Source organism: Myxococcales bacterium (genome assembly GCA_016712525.1).
In the GTDB taxonomy this organism is placed as follows: Bacteria; Myxococcota_A; Polyangia; order Polyangiales; family Polyangiaceae; genus JAAFHV01.
Window position 1 is genome coordinate 17,158 of record JADJQX010000001.1, and the last position, 25,254, is coordinate 42,411.

Genomic DNA, 25,254 nt, shown 5'->3' on the forward strand with positions numbered 1-25,254 from the left:
TATTCAACGGCGCCCTGTCGTTGGGGCGAAAGGAGCTCTACCGTGGACATTCCCTCCCTCCGTGCCCTGTTCGACGACGTGCGCGCCGGAAAGACGGACGTCGACGCGGCCGTCGAGCGCGTCCGTGACCTCCCCTTCGCGGATCTCGGCTACGCGACGGTCGACCACCACAGGGCGCTCCGCCAAGGCGTGCCCGAGGTCGTCTTCGGAGAAGGAAAAGCCGCGGCCCACGTGGTCGGCATCGCGAAGGAGCTCGTCCGCCGCGGCGAGAACGTGCTCGTCACGCGCCTCTCGGCCGAGAAGGCCGCGGCCATCCACGAGGAGCTCCCCGAGCTCGTGTACGCGCCGCTCGCGCGCGTCGGCACCATCGAGGTCACCCCGCCACCTCCCCGCACGTGCCTCCCCGTCGCGCTCGTCTGCGCCGGCACGGCCGACTTGCCCGTGGCCGAAGAGTGCGCCGAGACGCTCCGCGCCTTCGGCATCCCGTTCGAGCGTGTGTTCGACGTCGGCGTCGCGGGCCTCCACAGGCTCCTGTCGAAGCGCTCGATCTTCGATCGCTCCTCGCTCACCATCGTCGTGGCCGGCATGGAGGGCGCGCTCCCGAGCGTCGTCGGTGGGCTCGTGTCGATCCCGGTCGTCGCGGTGCCGACGTCCGTCGGGTACGGCGCGGGCGCGAGCGGCTTCGCGGCCCTCGCGGGCATGCTCACGAGCTGCGCGTCCGGGGTCACGGTCTGCAACATCGACAACGGCTTCGGCGCGGCCTTCGCGGCCCACCGCATGATCGCCGCCGCCGCGAAGCTCGCGGGCGAGGCCAAGGTCGCGGGATGAGCCACGTCGTCGTCGTCGTCGGCACCGACACCGGCGTGGGCAAGACGTGGGTCACCGCCGGCCTCGCCAAGGCCGCGGCCTCACGGGGCATGCGCGTCGTCGCCGTGAAGCCGATCGAGACGGGCTGCACCACCGCGACCCCCGCCGACGAAGAAGACGGGCCCACGCTCGCACGCGCCTCCGCGCAGAGCGCACCACGCGCGGCCCTCGTGCGCCTCCCCGCGCCGGTCGCTCCCCCCGAGGCCGCCGACAGGGCCGGGCTCACGCTCGATTTTCCGAAGGTTATCGCGGAGATCCAGGCGGCCATCGCGGGGTCCGAGGTGGCCTTCGTCGAGGGCGCCGGGGGCCTGCTCTCGCCGTTCACCTGGGAGACCACCATCGCGGACGTCGCGCGGGAGCTCGGCGCGCTCGTGCTGCTCGTGGCCTCCGATCGGCTCGGCACGGTGAGCCAAGCCCGGCTCGTCGTCGAAGCCCTCACGGCGAGGCACCTCCCCGTGCTCGGGGTCGTGCTCACCGCGCCCGCCGAGGCCGACGCGTCGACCGGCTCGAACGGAAAGGCGATCGCGCGCCTCACGAGCGTGCGTGTCGTCGAGGTCCCGCGGACGACCGACGAGGACGAGCGCGTCGAGGCCCTCCGGGACGTCGCCGACTGGGCGCTCACCCCGTGACGCTCGTCGCCCCGGGGGTGCGCGAGGTCCTCGTGCTCGGCGCGGGGTTCACCGGGGCCGCGGTCGCGAGGCGCGCGAGGGCCGCGGGGCTCGGTGTACGTTGCACGGTTCGGAGCGAGGCCCGTCGCGTAGCCCTCGAGGGCGAGGGCTTCCGTGTGCTCGCGCAGCCCGACCTCGACGCCGGCGTCGCCGCGTACGTGACTCCCGAGACGCACGTGGTCGTCGCCTACCCGCCCGACGGAACGACGTGCGCCCGCGTCGCGCCCGCATGCGCTCGCGCCCACTCCATCGCCTACGTCTCGACGGTCGGCGTCTACGGCGACCACCGCGGCCTCGTCGACGACACGACGCCTCTCCCTGCGGCCCCGCCCGAGCGCGCGCGCCGTGTGCTCGACGCCGAGGCCACCTGGCGAAGCGTGGGCGCGACCGTCCTGCGCGCCCCCGGGATCTACGGCGAGGGCCGCGGCCTCCACGTGCGGGTCACCTCGGGGGCCCATAAAATTCCGGGCGACGGCACGCGCTTCCTGTCGCGCATCCACGTGGAGGACCTCGCGGCCCTCGCGCTCGCCGCGAGCCGCGTCCGAGGCGAGACGTACGTGGTCGGCGATCTCGAGCCCGCGCCCCACGGAGAGGTCGTCCGGTTCATCGCCGAGGAGTACGGCGTCCCGATGCCTCCGTACGTGCCGCTCGACGAGGTGCACGAGACCTTGCGCGCCGATCGCCGCGTCGACCCGAGCCGCGCCCTCCGCGAGCTCGGGGTGTCCCTCGCCTTCCCGTCGTACCGCGTGGGGATGAAGAGGACGACGTAGGAGACGAGAGAGCAGAGAGAGCAGAGAGCAGAGAGCGAGCAGGGGGTGCCCCCACCCGCCCAGCGGCAAAAAAAGGCAGGTGCCCCCACCCGCCCGGCAGGAAAAGCCCGGGGACGTCACAGTCGTCCCGTTTTCCCTCGGCCTTCATGGCGATCGCGGTTTTGCTTTTCCCGACCGGTCGGCCTCCCCCAATATCCGTTCGCGGCTTTGCTTCTCCTCGGCTCGGCGCGAGCCGTCGCTTGCGCAAAGCCTGCGAGCGGATAGGGGGAGGCGCAGAGCTCGTGGTGCTCGGGGCTCGCTCGAGCGCTGCGCGCGCGTCGCGGGCTCTGGGTCTCCCCCTAAGCGAAGGCTGTCTCACGTGACGTTGGCACAGCGGGTCGATGCGTGCAGGCGCGCTCCCTACGGGCGCGTCAGTTGGGCGAGGCCGTAGTGTGTCCGGCTCGAACTGGGCATCCAGCGGTCCAGCGCGCACCACGTCGCCGCGCGGTACTGGGCCTTCGGGTCGTCAACCAGATCGTTGACGAGCGTCGCCCACTCCTGCTGCGCCGACGCGAGCCGGCCGGATGCGACATGCCCCTCCACGGTGTCCACCCGCGAGAGCACGTGGCAGTTGAGGTACCCGTCAACCTCGTCCGCGAGGTCCAGTAGCTGGAGGACGTCGATCGTCCGTTCTCCAAACGGCGTGCGGAACGTCGGCGCCCACTTCCACTGCTTTCGGGCGAGGTGAGGGAAGGTCGGCTCCCATACGATGTGGTCGAGCGGATCCACGATGGGGCTCGCTGGGTCGAGCAGGAGGGGCTGCTCGGACGAAGTGCTCCAGAGGCTCGCTGGGAGCGGAGCCGGCTTCGGCGGCAGCGGAGTCTTCGGTGGGAGAGACAACGGCGAGGTGCCTGACACCAACGGAAAGAAGTTCGCCTTGTGCCCCCGATCGTTGCAGCTCGCACACGACAAGAGCAGGTTCTCCCAACTCCACGTCAGCCACCAGTACCGCTCGGAATCGACCACTTTCGGTGTGCCGCGCTTGTGACGCCACGCGCCGTCCTTCGGTCGGTGGTGCTCGACGTGGCTGCTAGACTGCCGAATGTGCACCTCGCAGTACGCACACTTCTCATGCTGCGCCTGCCAGAGCGTGCGTCTGGTGGTTGGCGTTCCGTAGCCGTGGAGGTGCGCGCTCACCGACCCGCCAGCGACGTAGTCCGCATGGGCTTTGGCAAACCTGCGCTTGCGTGCAACCCGAAGACCGCGCGGCTCGGGACCCCGGACGACGCGGATCACGACGCGCCCGCGCGGTTCTTGCCCTTCCTTGCGACCGGAGGCAGGTCGGTCACACCGGCGGCGGCAAGTGCTTTGCCAGCCTGCTCCAGCTCCGCCTGCTCCTCCTTGCTGCGCTCCGGATCGTTAGCGAGCACGGTGTAGCGGCGAAGGTCGCTGCCAAACGGGTTTGGAGTCGACCGATCGAGCCCGAACCAGGTTCGGTAGAGCTCGTTGCCGGTCATCACGCGGGGATCGGGCTGGGCGGGCTCGCGTGCGATGGTCCCGACGAGCTCGCCGGTCTCCGGATCCCACGCTCCGCGCTGCACGTCGCCGGTCTCCGGATCCACCACCAGCCGCACGACCTCGTGGGGCGCGCACGACGCGAGGACGACCGGTGAGTGCGTGGTGACGACGAACTGTACGCGCGGGAAGATTCGCCGGAGAGCGGTGATGATCGTCGCCTGCCACTGAGGATGTAGGTAGAGGTCGATCTCGTCCAACAGCACCAGCCCCTCGATGTCGGCGGGGGCAAGCTCGGTCTTCGACTCCAGGAGCACGTGGCCGACGAGGTCGGCGATCCACGCGAACGTCGACTGGAACCCGTGGGAGAGCGCGACCCCGGCGACGGCCATCCTCCCGGTGCCCATCGCTTGGTAAAACCGATCGCTCTCCACGAGGTCAGGGGCGTTCTTTGCCCCTCCCCGCCCGCGCAGCTCGAAGTCCATGATCCCAGGCAGCAGGTCCGCACCACCGGCCTTGAGGACGTCCTTCAAGATTCGGGCATACATGCGCGAGGTGCCGCCGGCTTCTCGGCTCTCCTCGAGATCCTTTTTCGCAAAGTGGTTCGAAAACGACGTGCTCGCCAGCGGCGCGCGCGCGTCGAAGAGGGGCGATAGCCGATCGATTGACGGGAAGTCGAGCGTGGGCGTCGAGGCGGCATCGGGGAGCGCGCGCGCGATGCCGTAGCCCGCGACAAACCAGAGGTGTCGGTTCTCTCCGCGCGCCTGATCGAGCGGATCGTCGGTGGTCTTCACGGGCTTGTCGTCTTGGAGGTACGTCGCCGCTCCGCCCAGCGACAACGAGCTCGACGCGAGCGACAGTTCTGATCGCAGGCGCTTCGCGCCGGGCCGGAGGGGGTGTACGTGCTTCCCATGGGCGCGCGGACCGAACTCGAATTCGGCCTTGATCGTGAGTTTCTGGTCGGGGTGACGCCGGTCGCGCAGATGACGCGCGACCGGCTTGGCGAGCGTGTTCACCTGCCTCGAGCCGGCGGCGGCGAGCGCGATCGCCTGGAGGATCGACGTCTTCGCTGTGCCGTTTTCGCCCATGAGAACGGTCCACATGCGCGGCTTACCTTCGTGCGTGAAGTCAAGCTTGAATTCGCGCAAGCGCTTCAGGTTGCTCGTGTGGAGCTGTCGGAGGTACACGGCCCGGAGCGTATATCGTCAGGCGTCCAGCGTGAAGTCGGAGCAGGCGAATCAAGCGCCCCTCTCCCCTCGGCGGCTCGATGCCGTCCTCGCTCGAGAGCCGCGGGTCCTTCGGGGCCATGCCGCGGGGTGTGGGCTCCGCCGGGCCCTCGAAGGTCGAGAGATTCATGGCGCCAGAAAGCCTACGCCACCGGTCGACGATGCGCACGAGAGCCTGCATCCGGAGACCTCCATCCGGCGATCCGCGCTTCGTGCGAGGACCCATTCAGTCCTCCGGGCCACCTTCGACGCGTCCGACGCGGGCCCGTGCATTCTCTGCTGGCGCTTCCAAGCCAGTTGCCTACCATCCGGGGCATGGAACTAACACGTCGCAACCACAAGACCCTGAAACAGGCCGTAGATAAGGCAACCGCCAAGCTCGACGAGGTGAACGCCGTGCTCGAGCCGCTGCTCCCGCTCCTGACGGACGCGCAGCGCGCCAGCGTCCCCCGCGTTCGGGCCGACTTCCCCGACGCGGCTCGTTCGCTCGCCCACGCGAGCGCCGACCACGGCGACATCGTCGCGGCCACCGAGTACGAGGCCGAGGCCGTCCTCGAGGACCTCGACAACGTGCGCGTCCTCGACGAGCTCGCGGCCCGCCTCGCCATCGCCCAGCAGCGCATCGACGACGCGCGCCTCCTCTGGAACGCCGAGGCCTTCGTGCCCACCATGGAGCTTTACGGCGTCGCCAAGGTTCGCGCGAAGAAGGACGGCAAGCTCGCCAAGGCGATCGAGCCGCTCGCCGACGTGCTCTCCACGCCCCGCAAGAAAGCGAAGGGCGACACCAAGTAAGAGACACCCGAGCACTCGGGGGGGCTCCGGAGAGAGGCTCGAGCGGTCGCCAAAGCGGCCCGGGCTCGCCCTCGAAGGAGCCCGACGTTTCGTCGGTGAGCACGCCCGACACGTCGCGATCGTGGGAGCCGCACCGTGGGTGCGCCGTTGCCTCCATTTCGGCAGCCGGTCCGACGCTCAAGGTCGAAAAATCGTGCTCGAAGCGCGAAGAATCGACCTTCGAGCACGAAAAAGGGCGCTTCGATCGCGATTCGGGGGAGTCGAAGGTCGAAAAAGGGCGAGCGAAGGTCGAAAAAGGGCGCTTCGACCGCGACGATGCCGCGCTCGAAGGGCGACGCGGGGGCGTTCGAGTGCACACGGGCGCCGTGACGCCCCCCGGACGCACCCTACAACCCCCGTAAATCCACCGCACGCTCTTCAAGGTCGGGCACGGCGCCCCACGTGGCGCGCCGACCGAAAGCGACGTACATTTACCCCATGCCTCAGGTAGGGGCCTGGTACCCCGATGACCTGATGGCGTGGGCGCCAGCTGTTCCAGGCGGTTCGCGCCGTCACCCTCCTCGCCTCCGATCTACGATGGCCGGCACGTGGGTGTGGCCCGCCGTGAGCGCCGCAGCCAGGCGATGGTTCCCGTCGGAGGCGACGAACCCGCACTTCTCGTCGCGGAGGAGCCGAACCGGCGGCACTGCCTTGCCGGACGCGGCCGCCGCGCCGATGGCGGCAGCCTTACCCCGCGCTACCCGCCCAGCACCGTGACGACCTCCCCGATGACCGTGACCTCCTCGGCCTCGGCAGGCGAGATCACGATCGGCTCGAAGTCCGGGTTCTCCGGCTGGAGCACGATGCGCTTCCGACCGCCTGGGCCCTTCTCCTCGCGGTAGCGCTTCACGGTGTAGTGGCCGCCGGTCTCGGGGTCGGTCGTCCCCGCGTGGCGAACGAGCACCGGGCGGTCGGCCGAGGAGGGGAGCGAGGCTCGGCGGAACAGGCAATACGCGCCGTCCGGGAGCGTTGGCTCCATCGAACGGCCGCGGACCTGGGCCACGAACATGCCCTTCGTAAACCGGGGCGCACCGTCCCACGAGACCCACGCAACGCTCGGATCGTCGAGCTCGGGGACGCCCTCCTGAGCGTCGCCAAAAGCTCCCGCGGCGGCCTGGAGGGGCACGAGCGGCACGCAGGTCTTGAAGCGCTCTTCGGCCTTCGGGGTCACGTGGCGGAAGGGAACGACCTTCGGCGCGGCCGAGCCCGGCTCTTCCGCGTCGAGGATGTCGAGCGCGGGCAGGCCACGAACGATCTTCATCGTCTCGAGGCTGACGGTGATCACGCGCAGCAAGAGCGAGAGCGGGTAGCGCGCGTCGCCGACGGTCTCGGTGGCCCAGGCGTTGGCGTCCTTCACGATGCCGCTCGCCTTGTCCGTGGTGACGCTCTGACGCTCCATCACCCACTCGATCGCGGGCTTCCCGTTCACGACGTAGTCGTAGGCCTCGGCGGGGATCTCACGCACCGTGATGAGCTCGTTGTAGTGGACGGTGCTCTTGTCCTTCCCCTTGCCGAACCGCATCTTCTCGACGCGGTACTGCGCGCTCGTGGGGCTCGCGGGGCCTTCGACCTTGGCGGCGTACTCGGGCACACGCTCGTACCCGACGTGAAGCTCTCCGAGGGCGCGGCCGGCCTTGCTGAACGCCCAGAAGTCGGCCGCTGTCTTCACACGCGGGATGCGCGGGAGCTCCTTGCCGAGGTTGTCGGCGTAGCGCTCGCGGTAGTCCGGCGAGTGGAGGATGCCGTACACGTAGTAGAAGAGGTCTTCTTTGGTGATCGTCTCGCCGGGGTAGGCGGACTGGAAGTGCGCGAGGCCGGCGTCGGTGATGCCGTCGCGTCGGGTCGGCACGGTGCCCTGCGCCTTCTTCGGCTCCGCGAAAAGTGACGAGGCCTCGTTCTCGTCGGCATCGGCTTCGGAAGCCTCGCCATCGTAGAGGTAGAGCGGGAAGTACTGCGAGCCGACCATGTCGACCGCGTGCAGGCTCGGAACGACGTTCGCCATGAGAACCGAGTAGCCAGACCGGGACTCTCCGGCCGAAACGCCGATGACGCGATTCTCCACCCCCGGGGTCGGGAAGAGTCGCGGCGTCTGCAGCACCATCTCGTTAAGCTTCCTGTCGAAGTACAGCCACTGCTTCGAGAAGGGCCGGTAGAGGCTGGGAACGATCTGCCCGGGATTGAAGGCCAGCCGCGTTCCCTTCGCGAGCTCGTTCTTCAGGCCACGCGTCCACGCGATCTTCGTTGGATCGGTGTTGATGAAGTCGTCGATGCGCGCATCTCTCGCCTTTTTATCGAGGCCGACGTACTTCCCATCAAAGCGAGCCAGCTCTGCGTCGTAGAACGCGATCATGGCCTGCATTTGCTCTGACACCATGCGCGTCGACGGCGCATAGGCCCACGCGTCGCGGTTCGTGACCAGCCCCAGCGAGAACGTGCCGAAGAGCCGCCGTGACGAGCCGTCCTTCTTGTCCTTCACCCCAAGAGGCACATGAATGGTGAACGTCTCATCACGCTGCTTCAGCCAATCGCCGTGCTCATCTGGCGACACAACCAACCAACTGCCCGCCTCCGAGATCCCGGCCACGCTGCCGAAGCTCGCCACCGCCTCGAGCTTCTCCTCGCGTGTGAGATAGTCCCCGATGTCGCGGAGGTAGATCCGCCCGTGCTCGGTCGCTCGAGGGTTCTTCACCAGAAGGGACACCGCGACCGGCGCTCGACTCCCGCTACCGAAGACCTTGCCGCCCTCCCTCTTGGAGCGCTCGCCCGCGGTGCGCTGGTTGCCCCTCAGGTGGAACACGTAGAGACTGCTGAACTCGTCGGCGAGGCACTTGCGGAGCCCGTCGAAGGTGGGAGCCTCGACGAAGCCGGCGTTGGTGACGAACCCGACGATGCCGCTCTTGCCAACACGGTCACTGGCCCACCGGATCGCCCGCACGTAGCTGTCGTAGAGCCCCTTGGAGAGCGCAGCAGACGACCTGGCGGCGTAGGTGTCAGCGATACGCTTGTCGAGCGCGGGGTACGCGACGTTCTGGTTGTTGTCGTTCTGCGAATCCTGCCCCACCGAGTACGGTGGGTTCCCGATGATCACCCGAATGTCGAGCTTCTTCTGCCTCGTCCTCCGGGCGCTGTTGTCGACCAGCACGCGCGAGACGAGGTCGTCCTTCTCGTAGAGCTGGAACGTATCGGTGAGGCAGATCCCCTCGAAGGGCGTGTACGTGCCTTTGATGACGCCGTGGTAGGCGGCCTCGATGTTTATCGCCGCGATGTAGTACGCGAGCAGCACGATCTCGTTGGCGTGGATCTCCTTCGTGTACTTGCGCGGCAGCTCCTCCTTCGAGATGAGCCCGCTCTGCAAGAGCCGCGTGATGAACGTTCCCGTCCCCGTGAACGGGTCGAGGATGTGCACCCCCTCGCTCCCGAGCGTCTGCCCGAACTCGGTACGGAGAAGGTGGTCGACGCTCTTCAAGATGAAGTCGACGATCTCGACCGGCGTGTAGACGATGCCGAGGCGCTCCGACATCTTGGGGAAAGCGTTCCGAAAGAACTTGTCGTAGAGCTCGACGACGATCTTCTGCTTCCCCTCGGCGCTCTCGATGCCCGAGGCCCGCATCTTCACCGACTCGTAGAACCTCGTGAGCGTGTCCGTCTCCTTCTCGAGGTGGTGCTCGTGAAGCGCGTCGAGCACCCCCTGCATCGCGCGAGACATCGAGTTCTCCCGCGCGAAGCTCTGGCCCGCGAAGAGCGCGTCGAACACGGGCTTCGTCACGAGGTGCTGCGCGAGCATCTCGATGATCTCGTCCTTCGTGATGCTGTCGTTCAGGTCGTCGCGCAGCTCTTCGGCGAAGTGGTCGAAGGCCTCGCGCTCTTTCACGTTGGCCGCATTTTCGAGGATGCCAGTGATCCGGTCGATGTGCGTTCGGGCGATCTTGGCGATGTCTTTCGCCCAGTCTTCCCAGTGGTGGCGGTTGCCGACCTTCTGCACGAGCTTCGCGTAGATGGCCCGCTCGATCTCCCCGATCTCGAACTCGAGCTCACGCTGCTCGGGTGGGTCGGACGGAGATCCCCGCTTGCCGCGCTCGGGCGAGCCGATCCCGCGGCCCAGCATCGCGTCCCTCTTCGCCTCTTCCTTCTTCTTGTCGGCCTTCGTGGCCTTCTTGGTGCGCTTTCCGATCTTGTCGGTTATCGCGATGACCTCCATCTTGGAAGGGTCCTTCGCGTCGAGGTCGAGCTTGTTCACCATCGCGTCGAAGCGGTCGTCGTGCGACCGGAGCGCCTGGAGGACCTGCCACACCACCTTGTAGGTCTGGTTGTCGTTCAGCGCCTCGTGCGGCTCGACGCCGGCGGGGACCACGACCGGCAGCACGATATACCCGCGCTTCTTGCCCGGGGCATTTCGCATCACGCGGCCCACCGACTGGACGACGTCGACCTGCGAGCTTCGCGGCGTGAGGAAGAGCACGGCATCCAACGCGGGCACGTCGACGCCCTCGGAGAGGCACCGCACGTTGCTCAAGATGCGGCAAGTGTCGTCGGGCGTTTCGGCCTTGAGCCAGACGATCTTCGCCTCCTTCTGGGACGCGTTCATGCTCCCGTCGACGTGCTCGGCCTCGCACCGCAGGCGCGCGCGCGCCTTCTCTTCTTCGGGCTCGGTCTTTTGGTAGGCCTCGACCACCGCCTCGAACATGTCGGCAATTTGTTTCGAGCTGACCTTGTGGACCTTCGCCCCCTTCTGCCGCTCGATCACTTGGCAGAACGCAACGGCACGCCGCATGGGTGCGTCGTCGCCCACGAGCTCCTCGGCGAGCCCACGCTTCGAGAGCGCCTTCCAGCACCCGACGATCTTCGCCGCGTCGTCGACCCGCAGCTCGTTGTTCTCGTCCTTCAGCAAGCTCTGGATGCGCCGGCTCACGTGGGACTCTTCGACGGAGAGGACGATCACCTTGTAGTCGACGAGCAACCCGCGTTTTACAGCCTCGGAGAACGTCAAGACCTCCAGCTCGGGCCCGTACATCGCCGGGTCGTCCATCGAGCAGAGCGCGACGTTGTCCCGCTCGGCCGTGGCCTTCGCCATGTCGCCGAAGATGCGCGGCGTGGCGGTCATGTAGAGGCGCTTTCGGCCGCGAAGGTAGTCGGCGTCGTGCACGCGCACGAAGTGGCTCTCGTCCTCCCCCTCGAACTTCGCGCCGGTGGTTCGGTGGGCCTCGTCGCAGATGATGAGGTCGAGCTCGGGCAGCCCGTGCTCCTTCTGCGCGCGGTGGAGCACGTCGATCGACTGGTACGTCGCGTAGATCACGCTCATGTGCTTCGTGTCGTGACGCTTCTTCAGCTCGGCCGCGAGGCGGGCGGCGTGCGTCGTCGCCGGGTACGAAAGCTCGTGGACGAAGGTCTGCACGGTGTCATCGTCCTTGCTTCGCTTTTTGCCCACGTCGCTGTCCGAGCACACCGCGAAGCACTGGATGGGGATCTCGGTCTCCTGTGTCCACTCGGTGAGCGTCTGCGAGAGCAGCGCGAGGCTCGGCACGAGGAAGAGCACGCGCTTCCCGCGCCCGGTCATGCGCTCGGCGATCTTCAGGCTCGTGAACGTCTTCCCCGTGCCGCACGCCATGATGAGCTTGCCGCGATCGTGCGCCACCATCCCGGCGAGCACCTTCTCGACGGCGTTCTGCTGATGAGGCCGGGGCGCCTTCTTCGTGCGGAGCACGAGCGGCTTTTTGGGCGCGAAACGCGACCAGTCGATCACGCTGGCTTCGAGCGCCGTGAGGTCGATCTTGGTGACGGGCGTGTGTTGATCACGGAGCGCCTCTTCGGCGTGGTCGCTCCACAGGTCGGTCGTGCTGACGATGACGCGGTGGGTGAACGGCTTCTTGCCAGACGCGGTGAAGAAGCTGTCGATGTCCGTCTTCTGAAGGCGGTAGTCTGGTGCGTAGAGCTTACACTGGATCGCGTGCACCTCGCCCGTGAACGTCTCGGCGACGAGGTCGATCCCCGCGTCCCGTTTGTCGATCCCCTGGCGTTCCGCCCACGAGGCGTAGGGCAGCACCTTCCGATAGAGCTCGCGATACGCCGGTTCGTTCTTGAGGTAGCAGACGGTCAGCTCCTCGAAGTAGGTCCCCGCCTCACGGTGGGTGGCGGCAGCGTTCCGGTATCCTTCGAGGAGGGTCTGGAGGGCGGTCACGCACCTTCTTCGCACGCCCCGGGCGCGCCCGGCAAGCGGACACGGAGGGGGGACGCTGCCGCGTTTCGGCGGGCAAACCGAGACCGTGGCTCTTCTTCTCGACACGAGGTCGGCCGACGAATGTCGGTACCGGTGAAATTGGCATGCGCTTCTCTCTCGGTCGGGGCGAGGCGCCTCGTGGAGGGCGTGTGTACCTCGACATGCCGAGGTCAAGTCGCTCGGCGTCCGTTTTTTTCCTTGTGCCGCGGCTCGTCGAGCGGGCCGCGCGTGCCGCTGCCGCCCTTCCCTTGCCCCGAAGTCGGTTGACCGAAGCCCACCCTCGTGGCTCTCTTGGCGCATGCCTCCCGCCCCTCGGTGGCCCTTCGCCCTCCTCGTCGTGCTCTCCGTTGCCCTCTCCGCGTGCGGCGGCTGCAGCGACGAGCCCTTCCCCGGTAGCCCCACGGTAGACGGCGGCCCGAGCGAAGGAAACCCGGAAACGGGACCCATCGTCGACCCGTGCGCGCCGCCCGCGATCGACGGCACCGCCGCGGCCTCGTTCGCCGACGCGATCCGCTTTTTGTACGAAGGCGCGTGCCCTCGGCAAACCAAGGTCGACAAGAGCGTCTTCGACGATACGCGCGTCGCCGTGGTGCGCGGCCGCGTGCTCGACGAAGCGGGAAAACCGCTCCCCAACGTGCGCGTGCGCACCCCACGTGAGCCGCGCTACGGTGAAACGCTGACCGACAACGAAGGCCGCTTCGGTTACGTCGTGCTCGGCGGCAGCTCCACGCGCCTTCGGTTCGAGCTCGAGGGCAAGCTCCTCTCCCACCGCAGCGCCGAGCCCAAGCCCAACCGCTACGGCACACTGGAAGACGTCACGCTCGTCGCGCCCTCCGCCAAGAAGAACGCGATCACGTTCGGGCAGGCCGATTGGCAAGTCGCCTCCGGCGATCCGTCGAAAGACGAGAGCGACACACGCACCGCCGTGGTGCTCGTGCCTCCGGGCACACGCGCCGATACCGTAAAGGCCGACGGCACCAAGGCACCGCTCGCGAGCGGCACCTTGCGCATCACCGAGTTTTCGCGTGGAAAACCCGGCCCCTCCGCGATGCCGGGCGAGCTCCCGCCCGCGAGCGCCTACACCTACGCCTCGGGCTTCTCCCTCGACGAAGCTGGCCCCGACGTGCGCGTCGCGTTCGACACGCCCGTCGTCACCTACGTCGACAATTTCCTCCACATGAAGGTTGGCGCGCCCGTGCCCGCCGGCGCCTTGGAAGACTCCGACCTCGGCTGGAAAGCCGAAGCTTCGGGCCTCATCGTCAGCGTGTTGCCCGGCCCCGCGATCGACGCCAACGGCGACGGCACCGCCGACAGCGCCGACGAGTTGGCGAAGCTCGGCATCACCGCGGGCGAGCTCGGCGCGCTCGGAAAAGCCGGCCTCGCGCCCGGCAAGAGCTACCTCCGCGTGCCCATGGCCCACTTCTCGTCGTGGGACTTGAACTGGCCCTTCGGCCCTCCGCCCGACTCCGTGTTCCCTCCCGATGGCGACGGAAAGGGCGGCCCGGGACTGCCTTGTTTGGGCAATGGCGGCTCCTGGTACGAATGCGAAAAACGCACCCTCGCCGAGGACATTCCCCTCGTCGGCACCAGCGTTTATCTCCATTACCACTCTGACCGCGTGCCCGGCCGCAAGGACGCGCGCAGCATCGAGATCCCGCTCACCGGCGCGACCGTGCCTCCCTCGGCCAAGCGCGCCGAAATCACCGTGAGCGTGCTCGGCACGAGCGAGACCAAGGTCGTCTCGCCGCTTACGCCCAACCTCGTCCACACCTTCACCTGGAGCGGGAAAGACGCTTACGGCCGCGATTGGCCGGGGCAAACGGTGGCCGAGGTGCGCGTCGGCATCGTGTACGACGGCGTGTACCAAAACGTGCGCTCGTTCGGCGCCTTCGGCGACGGCGAGGCCGTGACCGGCGACAAGACCCGCCAAGAGATCGGGCTCAATCGCCGCTACGAGGTCGCGCTCGGCGCGCGTGATCAAACCGCGCTCGGCCTCGGCGGCTGGTCGCTCTCCGAGCACCACGTGTACGATCCCGCCGGGCGCGTCTTGTACATGGGCGACGGCACTACCCGCTACGCGGCTGACAGCGGCGCCACGTTGCGCATCATCGCCGGCACCGGCACCTTCGGTGGCGGGGGCGACGGAGGGCCGGCCACGAGCGCGGAGCTCGCGTCCCCCGAGGGCGTCGCGGTCGACGGGCGCGGCACGATTTACGTATCGGAGACCCTCGGCCACCGCGTTCGGAAGATCGAAAAGGGCATCATCACCACGTTCGCGGGCACCGGCACCCAAGGCCACACCGGCGACGGCGGCCAGGCCAAGTCCGCCAACATCGATACCCCACGAAGCGTGACGGTGCTGCGCGATGGACGGGTGTGCTTCGCCGAGCAATATTCCGACGCGGTACGATGCGTAGGCGCCGACGGCGTGATTCGCACCGTGCTCGGGGGCGGCACCAAGACGATCGGCGTCGATCCCCAGCCCGCGACCGACGTGGTGCTCTCGCGGCCCACCGCGCTCGCCGAAGGTCCCGACGGGAGCCTCTATGCGACGTCCGAGGGCACCGGCACCATCGTGCGCCTCGACCCCGGAGGCAAGGTGGAGACTTGTGTCGGCGGCGGGAGCGATAGTGGGGAGTCGGTGCCCGCGCGCCGCACGAATTTGCTGCTCCCACGCGGAATCACCGTCGGCCCCGATGGCACGATGTACATCGCTGAGCAGGGCCGAAACCGCGTTCGGCGCGTCGATCCCTCGGGCCTCGTCACCACCTTCGCGGGCTCGGGCGATCCGGGCGCGGGGGGCGATGGCGGACCTGCCGCGAGCGCCACGTTCCGCGGGCCCACCGCGGTCGCGCTCGACATCGAGGGCGCGCTCTATGTCGCCGACCAGGGCAACTTGCGGATCCGTCGCGTCGACCGCGGTCGTGTACAGGCCTACGCGGGAGGCGGCGATCGCACGGCGCTCGAGGGCTCTTCGGGCAGGCTCGCGAGCATCTCCACCCGCACCCTCGCGGTCGGCCCCGATGGCACCCTCTACGCGACCGAGGAGTCGCTCTACCGCGTCGTCAGCCTCCGCTCGCCGTTCCCAGGCACCGCATCGGGCGAAACGCTCTTGCCCAACGAAGCGGGCAGCGAAATCTTCGTGTTCGACTCGAAGGGCCGCCACCTACGCACCCTCGACGGCCTCACCTACAGCCCCGTTCTCACGTTCACGTACGACGCGCAGGGCCGCCTCTCCAAGCTCGAGGACAAGCACCAAAACGCGCTCACCATCGTGCGCGACGGCAGCGGCCGCGCCACGCAAATCACGGGTCCGTTCGGCCACGCTTCGAGCCTCGCCTACGACGGTGCGGGCTACTTGGCCGAGGTCACCGACGTGCTCGGACGCAAGGAGCGCTTCGAGTACGCCGCAGGTGGTTTGCTCACGAAGCGCACCGACCAGGGCGGCGGCGTTCACACCATGAGCTACGACGACGAAGGGCGCTTGCTCACCGACGCGAACGCCGAGAATCAGCGTGTATCCTTCACGCAAGAGCAGGTCACGGCGGGAACCAAGGTCGATCTTCTCACGGGCCTCGGCCGGCGCGAGTCGCACGTGTTCAAGGCCGGCCCAGGAGTCGACGAGGTACGCTCCCTCGTCGATCGCGACGGCACCACCCTCGCGTGGACGCAGAAGAAGTCGGGCGTCACCCAGGCCACGCTGCCTGATGGCACCACCCTCGACGTGGTGAGCGAAGCCGACCCTCGCCTCGGCATGCTCGCCCCGTACGCCGCGCGCCACACCGTGCGCACCCCGAGCGGCATCGCGCGCCCGGTGGACACCACGTGGGCCGCGGCCACGAGCCCCACCGGCGACATCGTGAGCCTCGATGGCGATCGCCGCACCCCCGACGGCCGCACCACGATGCGCTACGACGGCGCGTCGCGCACGTGGACCGTCACGTCGCCCATGGGTCGGGTGTCGCGCACCACCGTGGACGCCGAGGGCCGCGTCGTGCGGAGCGAGGCGCCCGGGTTTGCGCCCGTCGATCTCGTGTACGATGCACGCAGTCGTCTCGCGACCGCTTCGTGGGGCGCGCGCCGCACGAGCTTCACCTACGGAGCGAAGGGCTCGCTCGTCGGGGTCGAAGATCCGCTCGCGCGCAAAGTGGCAATCGACCGCGACGGCGCCGAGCGACCCACGAGCTTCGTGCACACCGACGCGGCACGCAGCGGCTACGCGTGGAGCGCGATGGACGACCTCGTCGGCCTCACACCGCCGGGCAAGGGCGCCCACGCGATGAGCTATGGGAAGGACGGCCTCGAGGCGACCTACACCGCGCCCGGAAGCAACGCGGTCACGTTGGCCTACGACGGCGATCGTGAGCTCTCGGCGATGGCCCACGAGGACGGCTCACGCACCGAGATCACGCGCGACGTCGCGGGCCGTCCGTCGCGCATGAGCTATGCGGGAGGCGCCGTGTCGATCGCGTACGACGCGGTCACCGGCCAGGCCACCACGCTCATCGGCCCCGGCGCGAACGGCCTCGGGTTTCGCTACGACGGCGTGCTCCTCCGCGAGGTCACCGCCACCGGCGACGCGCCGGGCACCCTCGTTTTCGCGCACGACACGATGTTCCGCCACACGAGCGAGAGTGTGGGCGGCAACGCCGTCACCTACGCGTTCGACACGGATGGGCTCCTCACCCGTGCGGGCAGCGTGTTCCTCACGCGCGAAGGCCCCACCGGACGGCTCTCGGCCTTGAGCGTAGGCCTGGCGGGAGAATCGTTCACCTACACGCCCTTCGGCGAGCTCGCGACGTACCAAGCGAGGAGCGCGCTTGGCAGCGTGCTCGACATGGCGCTCTCTTACGACAACCTTGGGCGCCTCACCGAGAAGCGTGAGAACGGGATCACCTACACGTATTCGTACGACGTGCGCGGTCGCCTAGCTCGCGTGCTCCGCGACGGCACGGAGATCGCGGCGTATGCCTACGACGCCAATGGCAACCGCTCCGACGCGGGCCGCACAGCCGACGCTCGCGACCGCATCACCGCGCGCTCCGGCGCGACCTACGCGTACGACGCCAAGGGCCAGCGCACCTCGAAGACCGAGGGCGCCACCGTCACGCGCTACGGCTACGATGGCCGCGGCCACCTCGCGTCCGCCGAAGTCGTCGGCACGGTGCGCGTGGACTACGATCTCGACGCCTACGGCCGCCGCGTCACCAAGCGCCGCAACGGCACGGTGGAGAATCGGTACCTCTACCGAAACCAACTGCAGCCCGCGGCCGAGGTGGACGCGGCGGGCAACGTGCTCTCGAGGTACGTGTACGCCCGCGGCGAGCTCGCCCCCGATCTCATGGAGCGCGCAGGGGCCTCCTACGCGCTGCTCAAGGACGAGCGCGGCAGCATCCGCGCCGTGGTGGACGTGTTCACCGGGGTGGTCGCGCAGGCCCTTGAGTACGACCCGTTCGGCAAGGTCACCGCCGATAGCAACCCGGGATTCCAACCGTTCGGGTTCGCGGGCGGGATGTACGACGCGGACACGGGCCTCACCCACTTCGGGGCGCGGGAGTACGACGCGGAGACCGGGAGCTTCACCAGAGCGGACCCGAGCGGCTTCGCGGGGGGAGAGAATCGGTACGTGTATGCCGGGGGAGACCCGGTCAACTTTGTCGACCCCGACGGGAATTTCATCGCCGCGGTGGTGGTGGGAGCCGCGGTCGGCGGGGCGGAGGGAGGGTACCTCGGGTACGTCGACGAGGCCGTCGGACAGGCGTTGGACCCGGATCGCGTCGGGTACGACTGCGCCGCGATTCGAGCTTCGGCTAGACGAGGCGCCGTCGCCGGAGCTATCACGGGTGGCGTTTCCGCGGGGGCGCGTGCGGCAGGGAGCAAGCCTCGCGTCGAGAAAACGCCCTCCGGCAAACGCAAGGGCGACTATACGCCTTCACAAAGAGCCAAAGCAAAAGAGAAGAACGCGACCGCGAACGGAGGCAAAATGGCGTGCACCGACTGCGGGCGCGGCCTGGAGAGTGTGGCAAGCCAAAAGGGCGTACCGACCCCTGCAAACCAGGCTCAAGTACATCATAACCCCCCAATTGTCGACGGCGGCGGACGAACTAGCACCCCTGAAGTATATTGCCCAGAATGCCATCGAAAACAGCACAAGTAGCGTCATCCAGCCGAACTCACATTGGATTCCCCCTCCCTTGCGAGGACGGCTGGCCCCCCGTTGGGCTCGAGTCAGTTCTGGTGCGGCAAGTGGACTCTGGATTCGAGGTACAAGTCCCCCCGCTCTTCGTGCGAGACATCTCCGTTGGCGATGTCTTGTCCGCCTCGTTCGACGAGAAGGGAGACGTCGCGTCCTTCCGTCACGTGTCCCGCTCTGGAGCGTCGACGATTTGGCTGCTTCGGCTAGAGCCCGGAGCAGACGTCATGAGCGTGATGGCAAAGCTCCGCGCAACTGGATGCCTAACCGTGGCCTTGGACGACCTCGGGTGCTACGCAGCATCCGTTCCGGAGTCAGTGGCCATGTCAAAGATCGACCCCATCCTCGACGTGCTCGACAGCAACGCAATCGCCGTCGCCTTCCCCTCCTTCCGTCATCCCGAGAGCGAGTAAACATCACTAGCGACAGGATTGCCCTCTCCTGGGCGCTGGTCCGTGCTTACCGCTGACGATTACGCTGCCTCCTTCAGGTTCTTCGGCGCCGCGTCATGGGGCACCGTGGGAGCCGGACGCGAGGGGAGATAGATGGTGCCGCCCTCGTGCTCGGCAACGTAGGACTCAAAGGCGTCCCACTGACCGTTGACCAGGATGCAGCGCAGATGAGTAACCGTCGAGGAATGGACGGCTGCCGGGTCGGGGCCGGGTAGGCGACGATCGCGCGTGTGAAGAGACGAACGCGCGAGGAGTGGACGAGGATCGTGGGCGAGGTCGAGCAGGGCGGGAAGCCTGCGGAGGTCGCTCGTCGCTATGGGGTGAATCCGAGCACGCTGCGCTGGTGGCGGACAGAGCTCCGGAGGAAGGCGTCGACAACAAGGCTTCTCCCGGTGATCGTCGCGTCCGAAGAGCGTCGGGCCTCGGCCAGCGTCGAGGTCGTCGTGGGAGCGTTCACGGTGATCGTGCGCGACACGTCCGACGTCGCGCTCGCGGTCGAGCTCGCCACGCGGCTTCGGGGCGCATGCTGAGCCTGCCCGCTTCCGTGCGGGTGTATTTGGCAATCGAGCCGGTCGACCTGCGGCGCGGTCACGATGGGCTGTGCGCGCTCGTCCGCGAGACGTACGCCCTCGACCCGCACGAGGGACATCTGTTCGCGTTCGTCGGCCGCCGCGGCGACCGCGTGAAGGTCCTCTACTGGGAACGGGGAGGCTTCGTCGTTTGGTACAAGCGCCTCGAGCGCGGACGGTTTCGCTTGCCGCACGTCGCTCCGGACGCGAAGAGCGTCGTCCTCGACGCCGCGTCGTTGGCCATGCTGACGGATGGCGTCGACCTCAGGACCGTGCGTCGTCTCGACGCCTGGGCACCCAAGAAGCGCACGGCCTGACGAAAACGATCGACACCCGATCTCGATCATGATCAAACCTCGGCGTTGACCCCGCCGAAGGACCACACCTGCGAATGGCGTGACGCCGCGTCGGCTCTCCAAGAGCGCGTCGCCAAGCTCGAGGCGACGATCGCCAAGCTCGAGAGCGCTCGCATGCGACCCCATCGCAGCGAGAAGCGCCCGAAGGTGAAGCTGCCTCCGCCCGTGCCGCCTGCTCCACCGGCCGCGGCCCCGAGGCCGAACGACGACATCCGCCACGCCGTGCTCGAGACGGCGGTCGAGAAGCTCGCCGTGCCGGAAGCGAAGCGCACCTGCCCCGAGTGCTCGAGCACGTCCTTGCGCGCCGTCGGTGCTGGCAAGACGTCGACCGTCTACGACTATGTTGGGCCTCACTTCCGGAGGCGTGTCTGTCAGCGCGAGACGCTCTCGTGCCGATGCGGCGAGTACATCGTCACGGCGGCGCCGCCCGAGCGGGTGGGCGAGAAGGTCCAGTTCAGCGCGAGCTTCGTCGCCCACCTCGTGACCACGAAGTGCGCCGACAATCGTGCACAGTACAACCTCGCGAAGGAGTACGAGCGCCTCGGCATTCCCATCTCGCGGAGCACGATCAACTCCCTCTTTCATCGGGCTGGCAAAGAGCTCGCTCCGCTCGTCGAGCGCCTCTTCGAACGCATTCGCGACAGCGTCGTCGTCCAGGCCGACGAGACCAGCATCAAGCTTCAGCGCGCCACGAAGCGAGCCTTCATCTGGGCCTTCCTCGGCGGCGGCCTCATCGGCTACCGCTTCGCGGAAGACCGAAGCGGAGAGACGCCACGAACAACTCTCTTGGCCTCGCCAGGCTACATCGTCGTCGACGCGTTCACCGGGTACAACAAGCTCCTCGCGCTCGGCGGGCGCGTGCGCGGCGGATGCCTCGCTCACGCCAGAAGGAAGATCTTCGAGGCCGACGAGAAGTCCATCGCGCTCGATCTCATCGGCGAGATCTACGCGCTCGAGCGCCGAGCGAAGACCTCGGGAATCACGGGCACGAGTGCCCACGCCGAGCTGCGGCGCATGGCGCGCCCTCACTTCGCCCGACTCTTGATTTGGGCACGCGAGGCGCGTCGCACGAACGGCCCGAAGTCTCTGATGGGGCGTGCGGCCGGCTACATCGTGAACAACTTCCGCGAGCTCGGGCTCTTCCTACGTACGCCCCTCGTCCCCATCGACAACAACGCGTCCGAGGCCGCTCTTCGCCGTATCGCGCTCGGTCGAAAGAACTATCTCTTCGTCGGCAACGTCGAGGCGGGCAAGAGGCTCGCAGGCCTCTACTCCCTCGTCGCGAGCTGCGAGGCCAACGGAAAGAACCCGGTCGCCTACCTCACCGACGTGCTTCTGCGAATCGGTCGTCCTGGCCAGAAAATCGACGAGCTGCTGCCGGACCGCTGGATCCCGTCGTAGCTCGCTGGCGCTCGGAAACGCCCTCGGTCGATCGATACGCTCGGTCGACCTGCATCTTGATCACGACCGCATCGTGCGTTCGCACGATGCGGCATCTCGCAACGCTTCGGAAGGCGGCCGAACCTGGCCGGTTACGCAGATGAAGTACCCGCTCCGCCCGCTCCTGGCTCCAGCGCATGCCTGGGCCATCGAGTCTCATGCGCACCACGTTGCGCACGGCGCCCTCCACGGCTCCGGTCGCGATGTCGAGGTCGCGAGCACGGAGGCTGGCGTAGAGCATGTGCGGCATGTGCCGGAGCAGGTGGCGGTAGGTCTTGGACAACAGCTTCCGCCTGCGCTTGGTTCCGGGCCCCGTCTTCGGCACGGCGGCCAGCGCCGCGCGCAGGTTCGCGATGACCGCGCCCGCGCCGCGGCGACGCTGGAGCTTCGTCTGCTTCGCGTACCAGGCGGTGACGGCCTCGCGACGGTTTGGGTGGATGGCTTCCCCGCACGCCCAGAGCTTCTCGACGATGTGAAACCGTCTCGACATCCGCTCGCGCCTCGTCCAAGTTGCTCGTCACGGGGTTCCTTCGGTTCGGGTTTCGTCGCTTTGCTACGCGATATCTGCCCGAAAAGAGCCCCGCTCTTCAATCCATCGCGCTCAAGTCCGCGATGTTGCTATGATCTCCTGCTGCAAGCCGGGACCTGCGCCCGCGTGCCTTCAGGAAGTTATGAATTACTTGGACGAGCGAGAGGACGAAGGCGACCTGGAGTATCAGGAAGCGATCATCCGTCTCTAAAGTTAAGGTCCCCGATCCGAGGTCCCGTGAGCACGAAAACACAATCGCAACCACGTATTATTCGATGATGCGGGAGGGATTGCGCCTGGAGCGGTGGGTGCTCGAGACCGCCTCGTCGCTGACCGACTCGAACAGCGACGACATCCACACCGACGAGCTCGGAATCGAGTCAGACAACGTCCTCGAAACGAGCCTCCGGGTGTTTGCTGAAATCGTCGAAGCCCGATGGCCGTGCCTTGACGGTATCGTCCTGATGCTGATGGTCCCGCTTCGCGACTCGCGCCCCCTCCGCTTCGCCCCGCACTGGCGGCACGTGCCGAAGCTGCTCTCACAAACGCCGCCAAGCTTCTACATTCTCCGACCGCGCTCCTACTTCCAACCCGACGACTCGACTCGACTCGTATCGCCAGTCGAAGGCATGCCGTCCCTGCCACAAGGCTCATTTGCCGAATTTCGATGTTGGAGGAAACGACTTTCGCCTTCAGAGCCATGGGCTCGGGATGTCCGCATCGTCAGCATCGATAGATAACGTGCGGCCAGCGACCGTGTTCCACACGGGCAGGAAGCGAACCATGCCTCTCCCAAACCCTCCTCTTCTCCCTCATCTCACCGAAAAGCGCGAGAGCGGGATCACCTACACCTATTCGTACGACGCGCGCGGCCGCCTCGCGCGTGTGCTCCGCAACGGCAACGATTGGGTCGCCACCCTCGCCCCGGATCGGGCGCCGGTGTGACCCGGCTCATCGCTCCACGAACTTGTAGATCGCGGAGCCCGCGCCGTAGGGGAGCCGGAGGTGGAGCTCCTTCTTCGCGCCGTTCGCCACGACCGAGTAGCTCGCCGAAGCCGGGGCTGGCTTCTGCGCACACGCCATGGGCCCGAGCGTGAGCTGGTTCCCGCTCGCGACGACCGTCGCGTCGTAACGTTGGTTCGACGGCGTCACGGGCGGCAGCGAGGGCCTGCGGTAGAGGTCGAAGAATCGAAAGGTCGCCGCCGTGGGCGAGGTGGCCGTCACCTCTAGCCCGCCGCGGTGCTCGTACGGGACGAACTCCGTCCCGCAGAACGCGGCGCTGCCGACCACGGTGACGCCCGCGAGCTCGTACGTCGTCGTCGTGAGCGCTCCGCCCACCATGCTGACGACGCGAGAGCTGCACGTGGAGCTCGAGTAGCCAGCCGGCGTCACGGTCACGCACGCCGGGCCCGCGTCGACGCCCGCGTCGGTGTCGACGCCCGCGTCCGGCTCGATCGGTAAAAGACCACCTCCCTCGAGCTCGTCGGACGCGTCGCGGGCCGCGGTCGACGCGTCGCTCCCGGGGGCCGGGTCGGGCACGGGGCGCGCGCTGTCCGTGGTCGAGGTCCCGTCCACGCGGGGAGCCGTCGACGGGGACACGTCACCCACGCACGCCACCATGAGCGCCGCCATCGCCACCGCGCTCGCACCTCCACACCACACCGCCGCAAGCTGCTTCTTCATGTTAGGGCTCCTTCCGTGGCGCCTTCGACGCCACGCTCCGAGCCTTTTGCAAGCGCATGGCCATCGACCGATCTCCATGAATTCGCTCTAGAATTCGATGGCGGCGCGGTCGCCCTCGCGCAAGGCCTTGCCGGATCGAGCAAGGGCTCGCCTACTTCGCGCCGAGCGTCGCCCCTCCTCCACCATCCCCGAAGAACTTGGCCCTTGGGTGCGCGCAGGTCCACCCTCGGGGGTCCGCCAGGAGATCCCATGAGCCACGATTCGAACGCGCTCGACCTCGAAACGCTCGCCTCGTCCCTCTGGGAGTGCGGCGCGACGGTGCCCATGGCGATCGCGTCGCGGCTCGTGCTCGGCGTGTGCGGGGCCGTCGAGGCTCACGGCACCTCCGCCGAGGTGACGCTCGAGCGCGTCCTCGTCCACGAAGATGGCGACGTGCACCTCACGCGCGCGAGCACCGTAGAGCCCGCGGTGTGCGAGCCGCTCGTGGACGTGGGCATCGTCGCGTGGGAGCTCTTCGTCGGCCGCAGGTTCACCCTCGCCGACGTTCATCCGAGCGGCGAGGTCGTGGGCCTCGTCACGACGTGTGCGCGCGAACGAGCCCTCGGAGCCCTCGAGCGGCGCACCCTCTCGGCGATCGATCCGCTCGTCGCCCGCGCCACGGCCCACGATCCTTCGCGGCGCTTCGCGAGCATCTCCGCGTTCGCGCGCGCGTTCGGCGAGGCGCTTCCTCCCGCGGGGCGCTTCTCGCTCGTCGCGTGGCTCTGCGCGGCCACGGGCCCTCTCCCGCGCGCGCCGTTCCTCACCCCGCGGCCCCCGAGCGTCGCGCCCGTGCCACGCTCCGTCCCGCGAGGCACCGCGCCCGATCGCATGCTCCGCGAGCTCGCCGATCTGATGCCAGCGATGACGCCGAAGAGGCCTACTCACGCGCCCGTCGTGGTCGTCGAGGATGCGCCGTGGTGGACCTCGTCGGCCCGCCCCGACTGAGGCCCACGGAGGCCACCGCGAATCACGGCGCGAGCACCTCGCTGACCTTCGCGAACGTGCGCCCCTCGGCGCGAAGGGTGCGCACGAGCTCACGTATCCCCTTGGGATCCCTACCGAATCCGTAGGGTGCGCCGAGGTGCGCGAGCACGACGATCACGTCGGCCTCCGGGCTCGCGCGGGCGAACCTCACGACCTTCTGCGTCTCGCGCTCGGCCGAGAGGCACTCGGTCGCGGCGGGGCACGCGGGCAGGCCGATCGAGTCTTGAAGGTCGACGTTCCACCCCACGTGCGTCGCGAAGCCGGCCGCGGCCGCCGCCGAGAGCGCACGAGCGTCGTACTCGCCGTACGGCGCGCGCCACAAGGGGAGCATCTGCGCCGCACGAGGAGCGCCTTCGGGGAACGCCGCGGCGACGGCCGAGCGCCACGAAGCTTCGAGCGATCCGAGCTCCGCGCCGTAGTCGACCGTGGGAGCGGCGTGGGGGTGCGTGCGCGTGTGGTTCCCCACCTCGTGCCCGTCCTCGACGATGCGCCGCACGAGGCGCGTGGTCGCCGGATTCACGACGCCCTTCGGCCCGATGACGAACGGCCCCGCGACGAAGAACGTCGCCGACACGTTCACCTCGCGGAGCGCGTCGAGCACGGCGAGCCCACGATCCTCGGGCACCCACGCGCAGTCGAACGTGAGCACGATCTCCTGGGAGTTTCCCCGGCGACGGAAGTAGGGGAGCTTTCCGGGAACGGGCGCCCGCGTGTGCGCGAAGTGCTCGTGCGTGTCGACGATCGCGCGTGTCGCGGCGTCGGTCGACTCCCCCGCCGTTTCCAGCGGTGCCCCCGAGGCCGACGGGACGGGCTCGGGACGAACGAGCGGCGCGGGCTCGTCGCGTGCGGGACTTTGCGTCGAGCACGCGACGAGGAGAGGGACGAGCACGGGAGCGAGACGGCGCACGTCGGAGGAGAACGACGCACGCTCGGCTTCGA

The 25,254-nt window shown here is 68.1% G+C and carries 17 protein-coding genes; 11 read left to right on the plus strand and 6 right to left on the minus strand.

Annotated elements, in window-relative coordinates:
- The first annotated feature begins 42 nt into the window (after window positions 1–42).
- Genes larB through IPK71_00095 form a run of 3 tightly spaced genes read left to right on the plus strand, consistent with a single transcriptional unit; the run spans window position 43 to window position 2,305 of the window.
- Window positions 43–828: a nickel pincer cofactor biosynthesis protein LarB gene (gene larB / locus IPK71_00085; GenBank protein MBK8212117.1), complete on the plus strand. Its 786-nt coding sequence runs from the start codon at window positions 43–45 to the stop codon at window positions 826–828.
- The gene (gene bioD, locus IPK71_00090; protein ID MBK8212118.1) at window positions 825–1,496 is read left to right on the plus strand and encodes a dethiobiotin synthase; all 672 of its coding nucleotides are present in this window, start codon (window positions 825–827) and stop codon (window positions 1,494–1,496) included. The genes larB and bioD overlap by 4 nt, the downstream gene beginning before the upstream one ends.
- Window positions 1,493–2,305, plus strand: a complete 813-nt coding sequence (locus IPK71_00095) for a hypothetical protein (protein ID MBK8212119.1) — start codon at window positions 1,493–1,495, stop codon at window positions 2,303–2,305. Before bioD ends, IPK71_00095 begins: the two co-directional genes overlap by 4 nt.
- Before the next feature lie 399 nt (window positions 2,306–2,704).
- On the opposite strand, the gene IPK71_00100 is transcribed toward IPK71_00095, so the two are convergent.
- Both IPK71_00100 and IPK71_00105 read right to left on the minus strand, forming a co-directional pair.
- The gene (locus tag IPK71_00100; GenBank protein ID MBK8212120.1) at window positions 2,705–3,580 is read right to left on the minus strand and encodes a hypothetical protein; all 876 of its coding nucleotides are present in this window, start codon (window positions 3,578–3,580) and stop codon (window positions 2,705–2,707) included.
- The gene (locus IPK71_00105) at window positions 3,577–4,986 is read right to left on the minus strand and encodes an AAA family ATPase (GenBank protein MBK8212121.1); all 1,410 of its coding nucleotides are present in this window, start codon (window positions 4,984–4,986) and stop codon (window positions 3,577–3,579) included. Before IPK71_00105 ends, IPK71_00100 begins: the two co-directional genes overlap by 4 nt.
- Before the next feature lie 354 nt (window positions 4,987–5,340).
- Between IPK71_00105 and IPK71_00110 the strand changes: the two genes are divergently transcribed.
- Complete coding sequence (locus IPK71_00110; GenBank protein ID MBK8212122.1) at window positions 5,341–5,817, plus strand: hypothetical protein; 477 nt, start codon at window positions 5,341–5,343, stop codon at window positions 5,815–5,817.
- Between the two features lie 736 nt (window positions 5,818–6,553).
- Here the strand turns inward: IPK71_00110 and IPK71_00115 are convergent.
- Window positions 6,554–12,031: a DEAD/DEAH box helicase family protein gene (locus tag IPK71_00115; protein ID MBK8212123.1), complete on the minus strand. Its 5,478-nt coding sequence runs from the start codon at window positions 12,029–12,031 to the stop codon at window positions 6,554–6,556.
- 337 nt (window positions 12,032–12,368) lie between these two features.
- Between IPK71_00115 and IPK71_00120 the strand changes: the two genes are divergently transcribed.
- The 5 genes from IPK71_00120 (at window position 12,369) to IPK71_00140 (ending at window position 21,041) form a co-directional block, all read left to right on the plus strand.
- On the plus strand, window positions 12,369–18,227 hold the full coding sequence (locus IPK71_00120; protein MBK8212124.1) for a hypothetical protein: 5,859 nt from the start codon (window positions 12,369–12,371) through the stop codon (window positions 18,225–18,227).
- Window positions 18,228–18,316: 89 nt separating this feature from the next.
- Window positions 18,317–18,676, plus strand: a complete 360-nt coding sequence (locus IPK71_00125; protein ID MBK8212125.1) for a DUF4265 domain-containing protein — start codon at window positions 18,317–18,319, stop codon at window positions 18,674–18,676.
- Window positions 18,677–18,945: 269 nt separating this feature from the next.
- Window positions 18,946–19,245 carry a transposase gene (locus tag IPK71_00130; protein ID MBK8212126.1) on the plus strand — a complete coding sequence of 100 codons (300 nt, stop codon included), beginning with the start codon at window positions 18,946–18,948 and terminating at the stop codon, window positions 19,243–19,245.
- On the plus strand, window positions 19,239–19,601 hold the full coding sequence (tnpB, locus tag IPK71_00135; GenBank protein ID MBK8212127.1) for an IS66 family insertion sequence element accessory protein TnpB: 363 nt from the start codon (window positions 19,239–19,241) through the stop codon (window positions 19,599–19,601). Before IPK71_00130 ends, tnpB begins: the two co-directional genes overlap by 7 nt.
- Window positions 19,602–19,646: 45 nt before the next feature.
- Window positions 19,647–21,041, plus strand: a complete 1,395-nt coding sequence (locus IPK71_00140) for an IS66 family transposase (GenBank protein MBK8212128.1) — start codon at window positions 19,647–19,649, stop codon at window positions 21,039–21,041.
- On the opposite strand, the gene IPK71_00145 is transcribed toward IPK71_00140, so the two are convergent.
- Complete coding sequence (locus IPK71_00145; protein MBK8212129.1) at window positions 20,962–21,570, minus strand: hypothetical protein; 609 nt, start codon at window positions 21,568–21,570, stop codon at window positions 20,962–20,964. The two genes, IPK71_00140 and IPK71_00145, sit on opposite strands and share 80 nt — an antisense overlap.
- Window positions 21,571–22,392: 822 nt before the next feature.
- Between IPK71_00145 and IPK71_00150 the strand changes: the two genes are divergently transcribed.
- On the plus strand, window positions 22,393–22,554 hold the full coding sequence (locus IPK71_00150) for a hypothetical protein (GenBank protein MBK8212130.1): 162 nt from the start codon (window positions 22,393–22,395) through the stop codon (window positions 22,552–22,554).
- Between the two features lie 6 nt (window positions 22,555–22,560).
- Here the strand turns inward: IPK71_00150 and IPK71_00155 are convergent, their stop codons facing one another.
- A complete protein-coding gene (locus tag IPK71_00155; GenBank protein MBK8212131.1) occupies window positions 22,561–23,292 on the minus strand; it encodes a hypothetical protein in 732 nt (243 codons plus the stop codon).
- Between the two features lie 249 nt (window positions 23,293–23,541).
- Here IPK71_00155 and IPK71_00160 point away from each other — a divergent pair, with 249 nt between their 5' ends.
- Window positions 23,542–24,276: a hypothetical protein gene (locus IPK71_00160; protein ID MBK8212132.1), complete on the plus strand. Its 735-nt coding sequence runs from the start codon at window positions 23,542–23,544 to the stop codon at window positions 24,274–24,276.
- A 22-nt stretch (window positions 24,277–24,298) separates the two neighbouring features.
- Here IPK71_00160 and IPK71_00165 read toward each other — a convergent pair whose 3' ends face one another.
- Window positions 24,299–25,222, minus strand: a complete 924-nt coding sequence (locus tag IPK71_00165; GenBank protein ID MBK8212133.1) for a polysaccharide deacetylase family protein — start codon at window positions 25,220–25,222, stop codon at window positions 24,299–24,301.
- Window positions 25,223–25,254 lie beyond the last annotated feature (32 nt).

Bases quoted from the DNA above. Each gene is read 5' to 3' on its own strand.
- bioD (MBK8212118.1), top strand. From the start codon at position 825: ATGAGCCACGTCGTCGTCGTCGTCGGCACCGACACCGGCGTGGGCAAG.
- IPK71_00110 (MBK8212122.1), top strand. From the start codon at position 5,341: ATGGAACTAACACGTCGCAACCACAAGACCCTGAAACAGGCCGTAGAT.
- IPK71_00120 (MBK8212124.1), top strand. From the start codon at position 12,369: ATGCCTCCCGCCCCTCGGTGGCCCTTCGCCCTCCTCGTCGTGCTCTCC.
- tnpB (MBK8212127.1), top strand. From the start codon at position 19,239: ATGCTGAGCCTGCCCGCTTCCGTGCGGGTGTATTTGGCAATCGAGCCG.
- IPK71_00145 (MBK8212129.1), bottom strand. From the start codon at position 21,570: ATGTCGAGACGGTTTCACATCGTCGAGAAGCTCTGGGCGTGCGGGGAA.
- IPK71_00150 (MBK8212130.1), top strand. From the start codon at position 22,393: ATGCCTCTCCCAAACCCTCCTCTTCTCCCTCATCTCACCGAAAAGCGC.
- IPK71_00155 (MBK8212131.1), bottom strand. From the start codon at position 23,292: ATGAAGAAGCAGCTTGCGGCGGTGTGGTGTGGAGGTGCGAGCGCGGTG.
- IPK71_00160 (MBK8212132.1), top strand. From the start codon at position 23,542: ATGAGCCACGATTCGAACGCGCTCGACCTCGAAACGCTCGCCTCGTCC.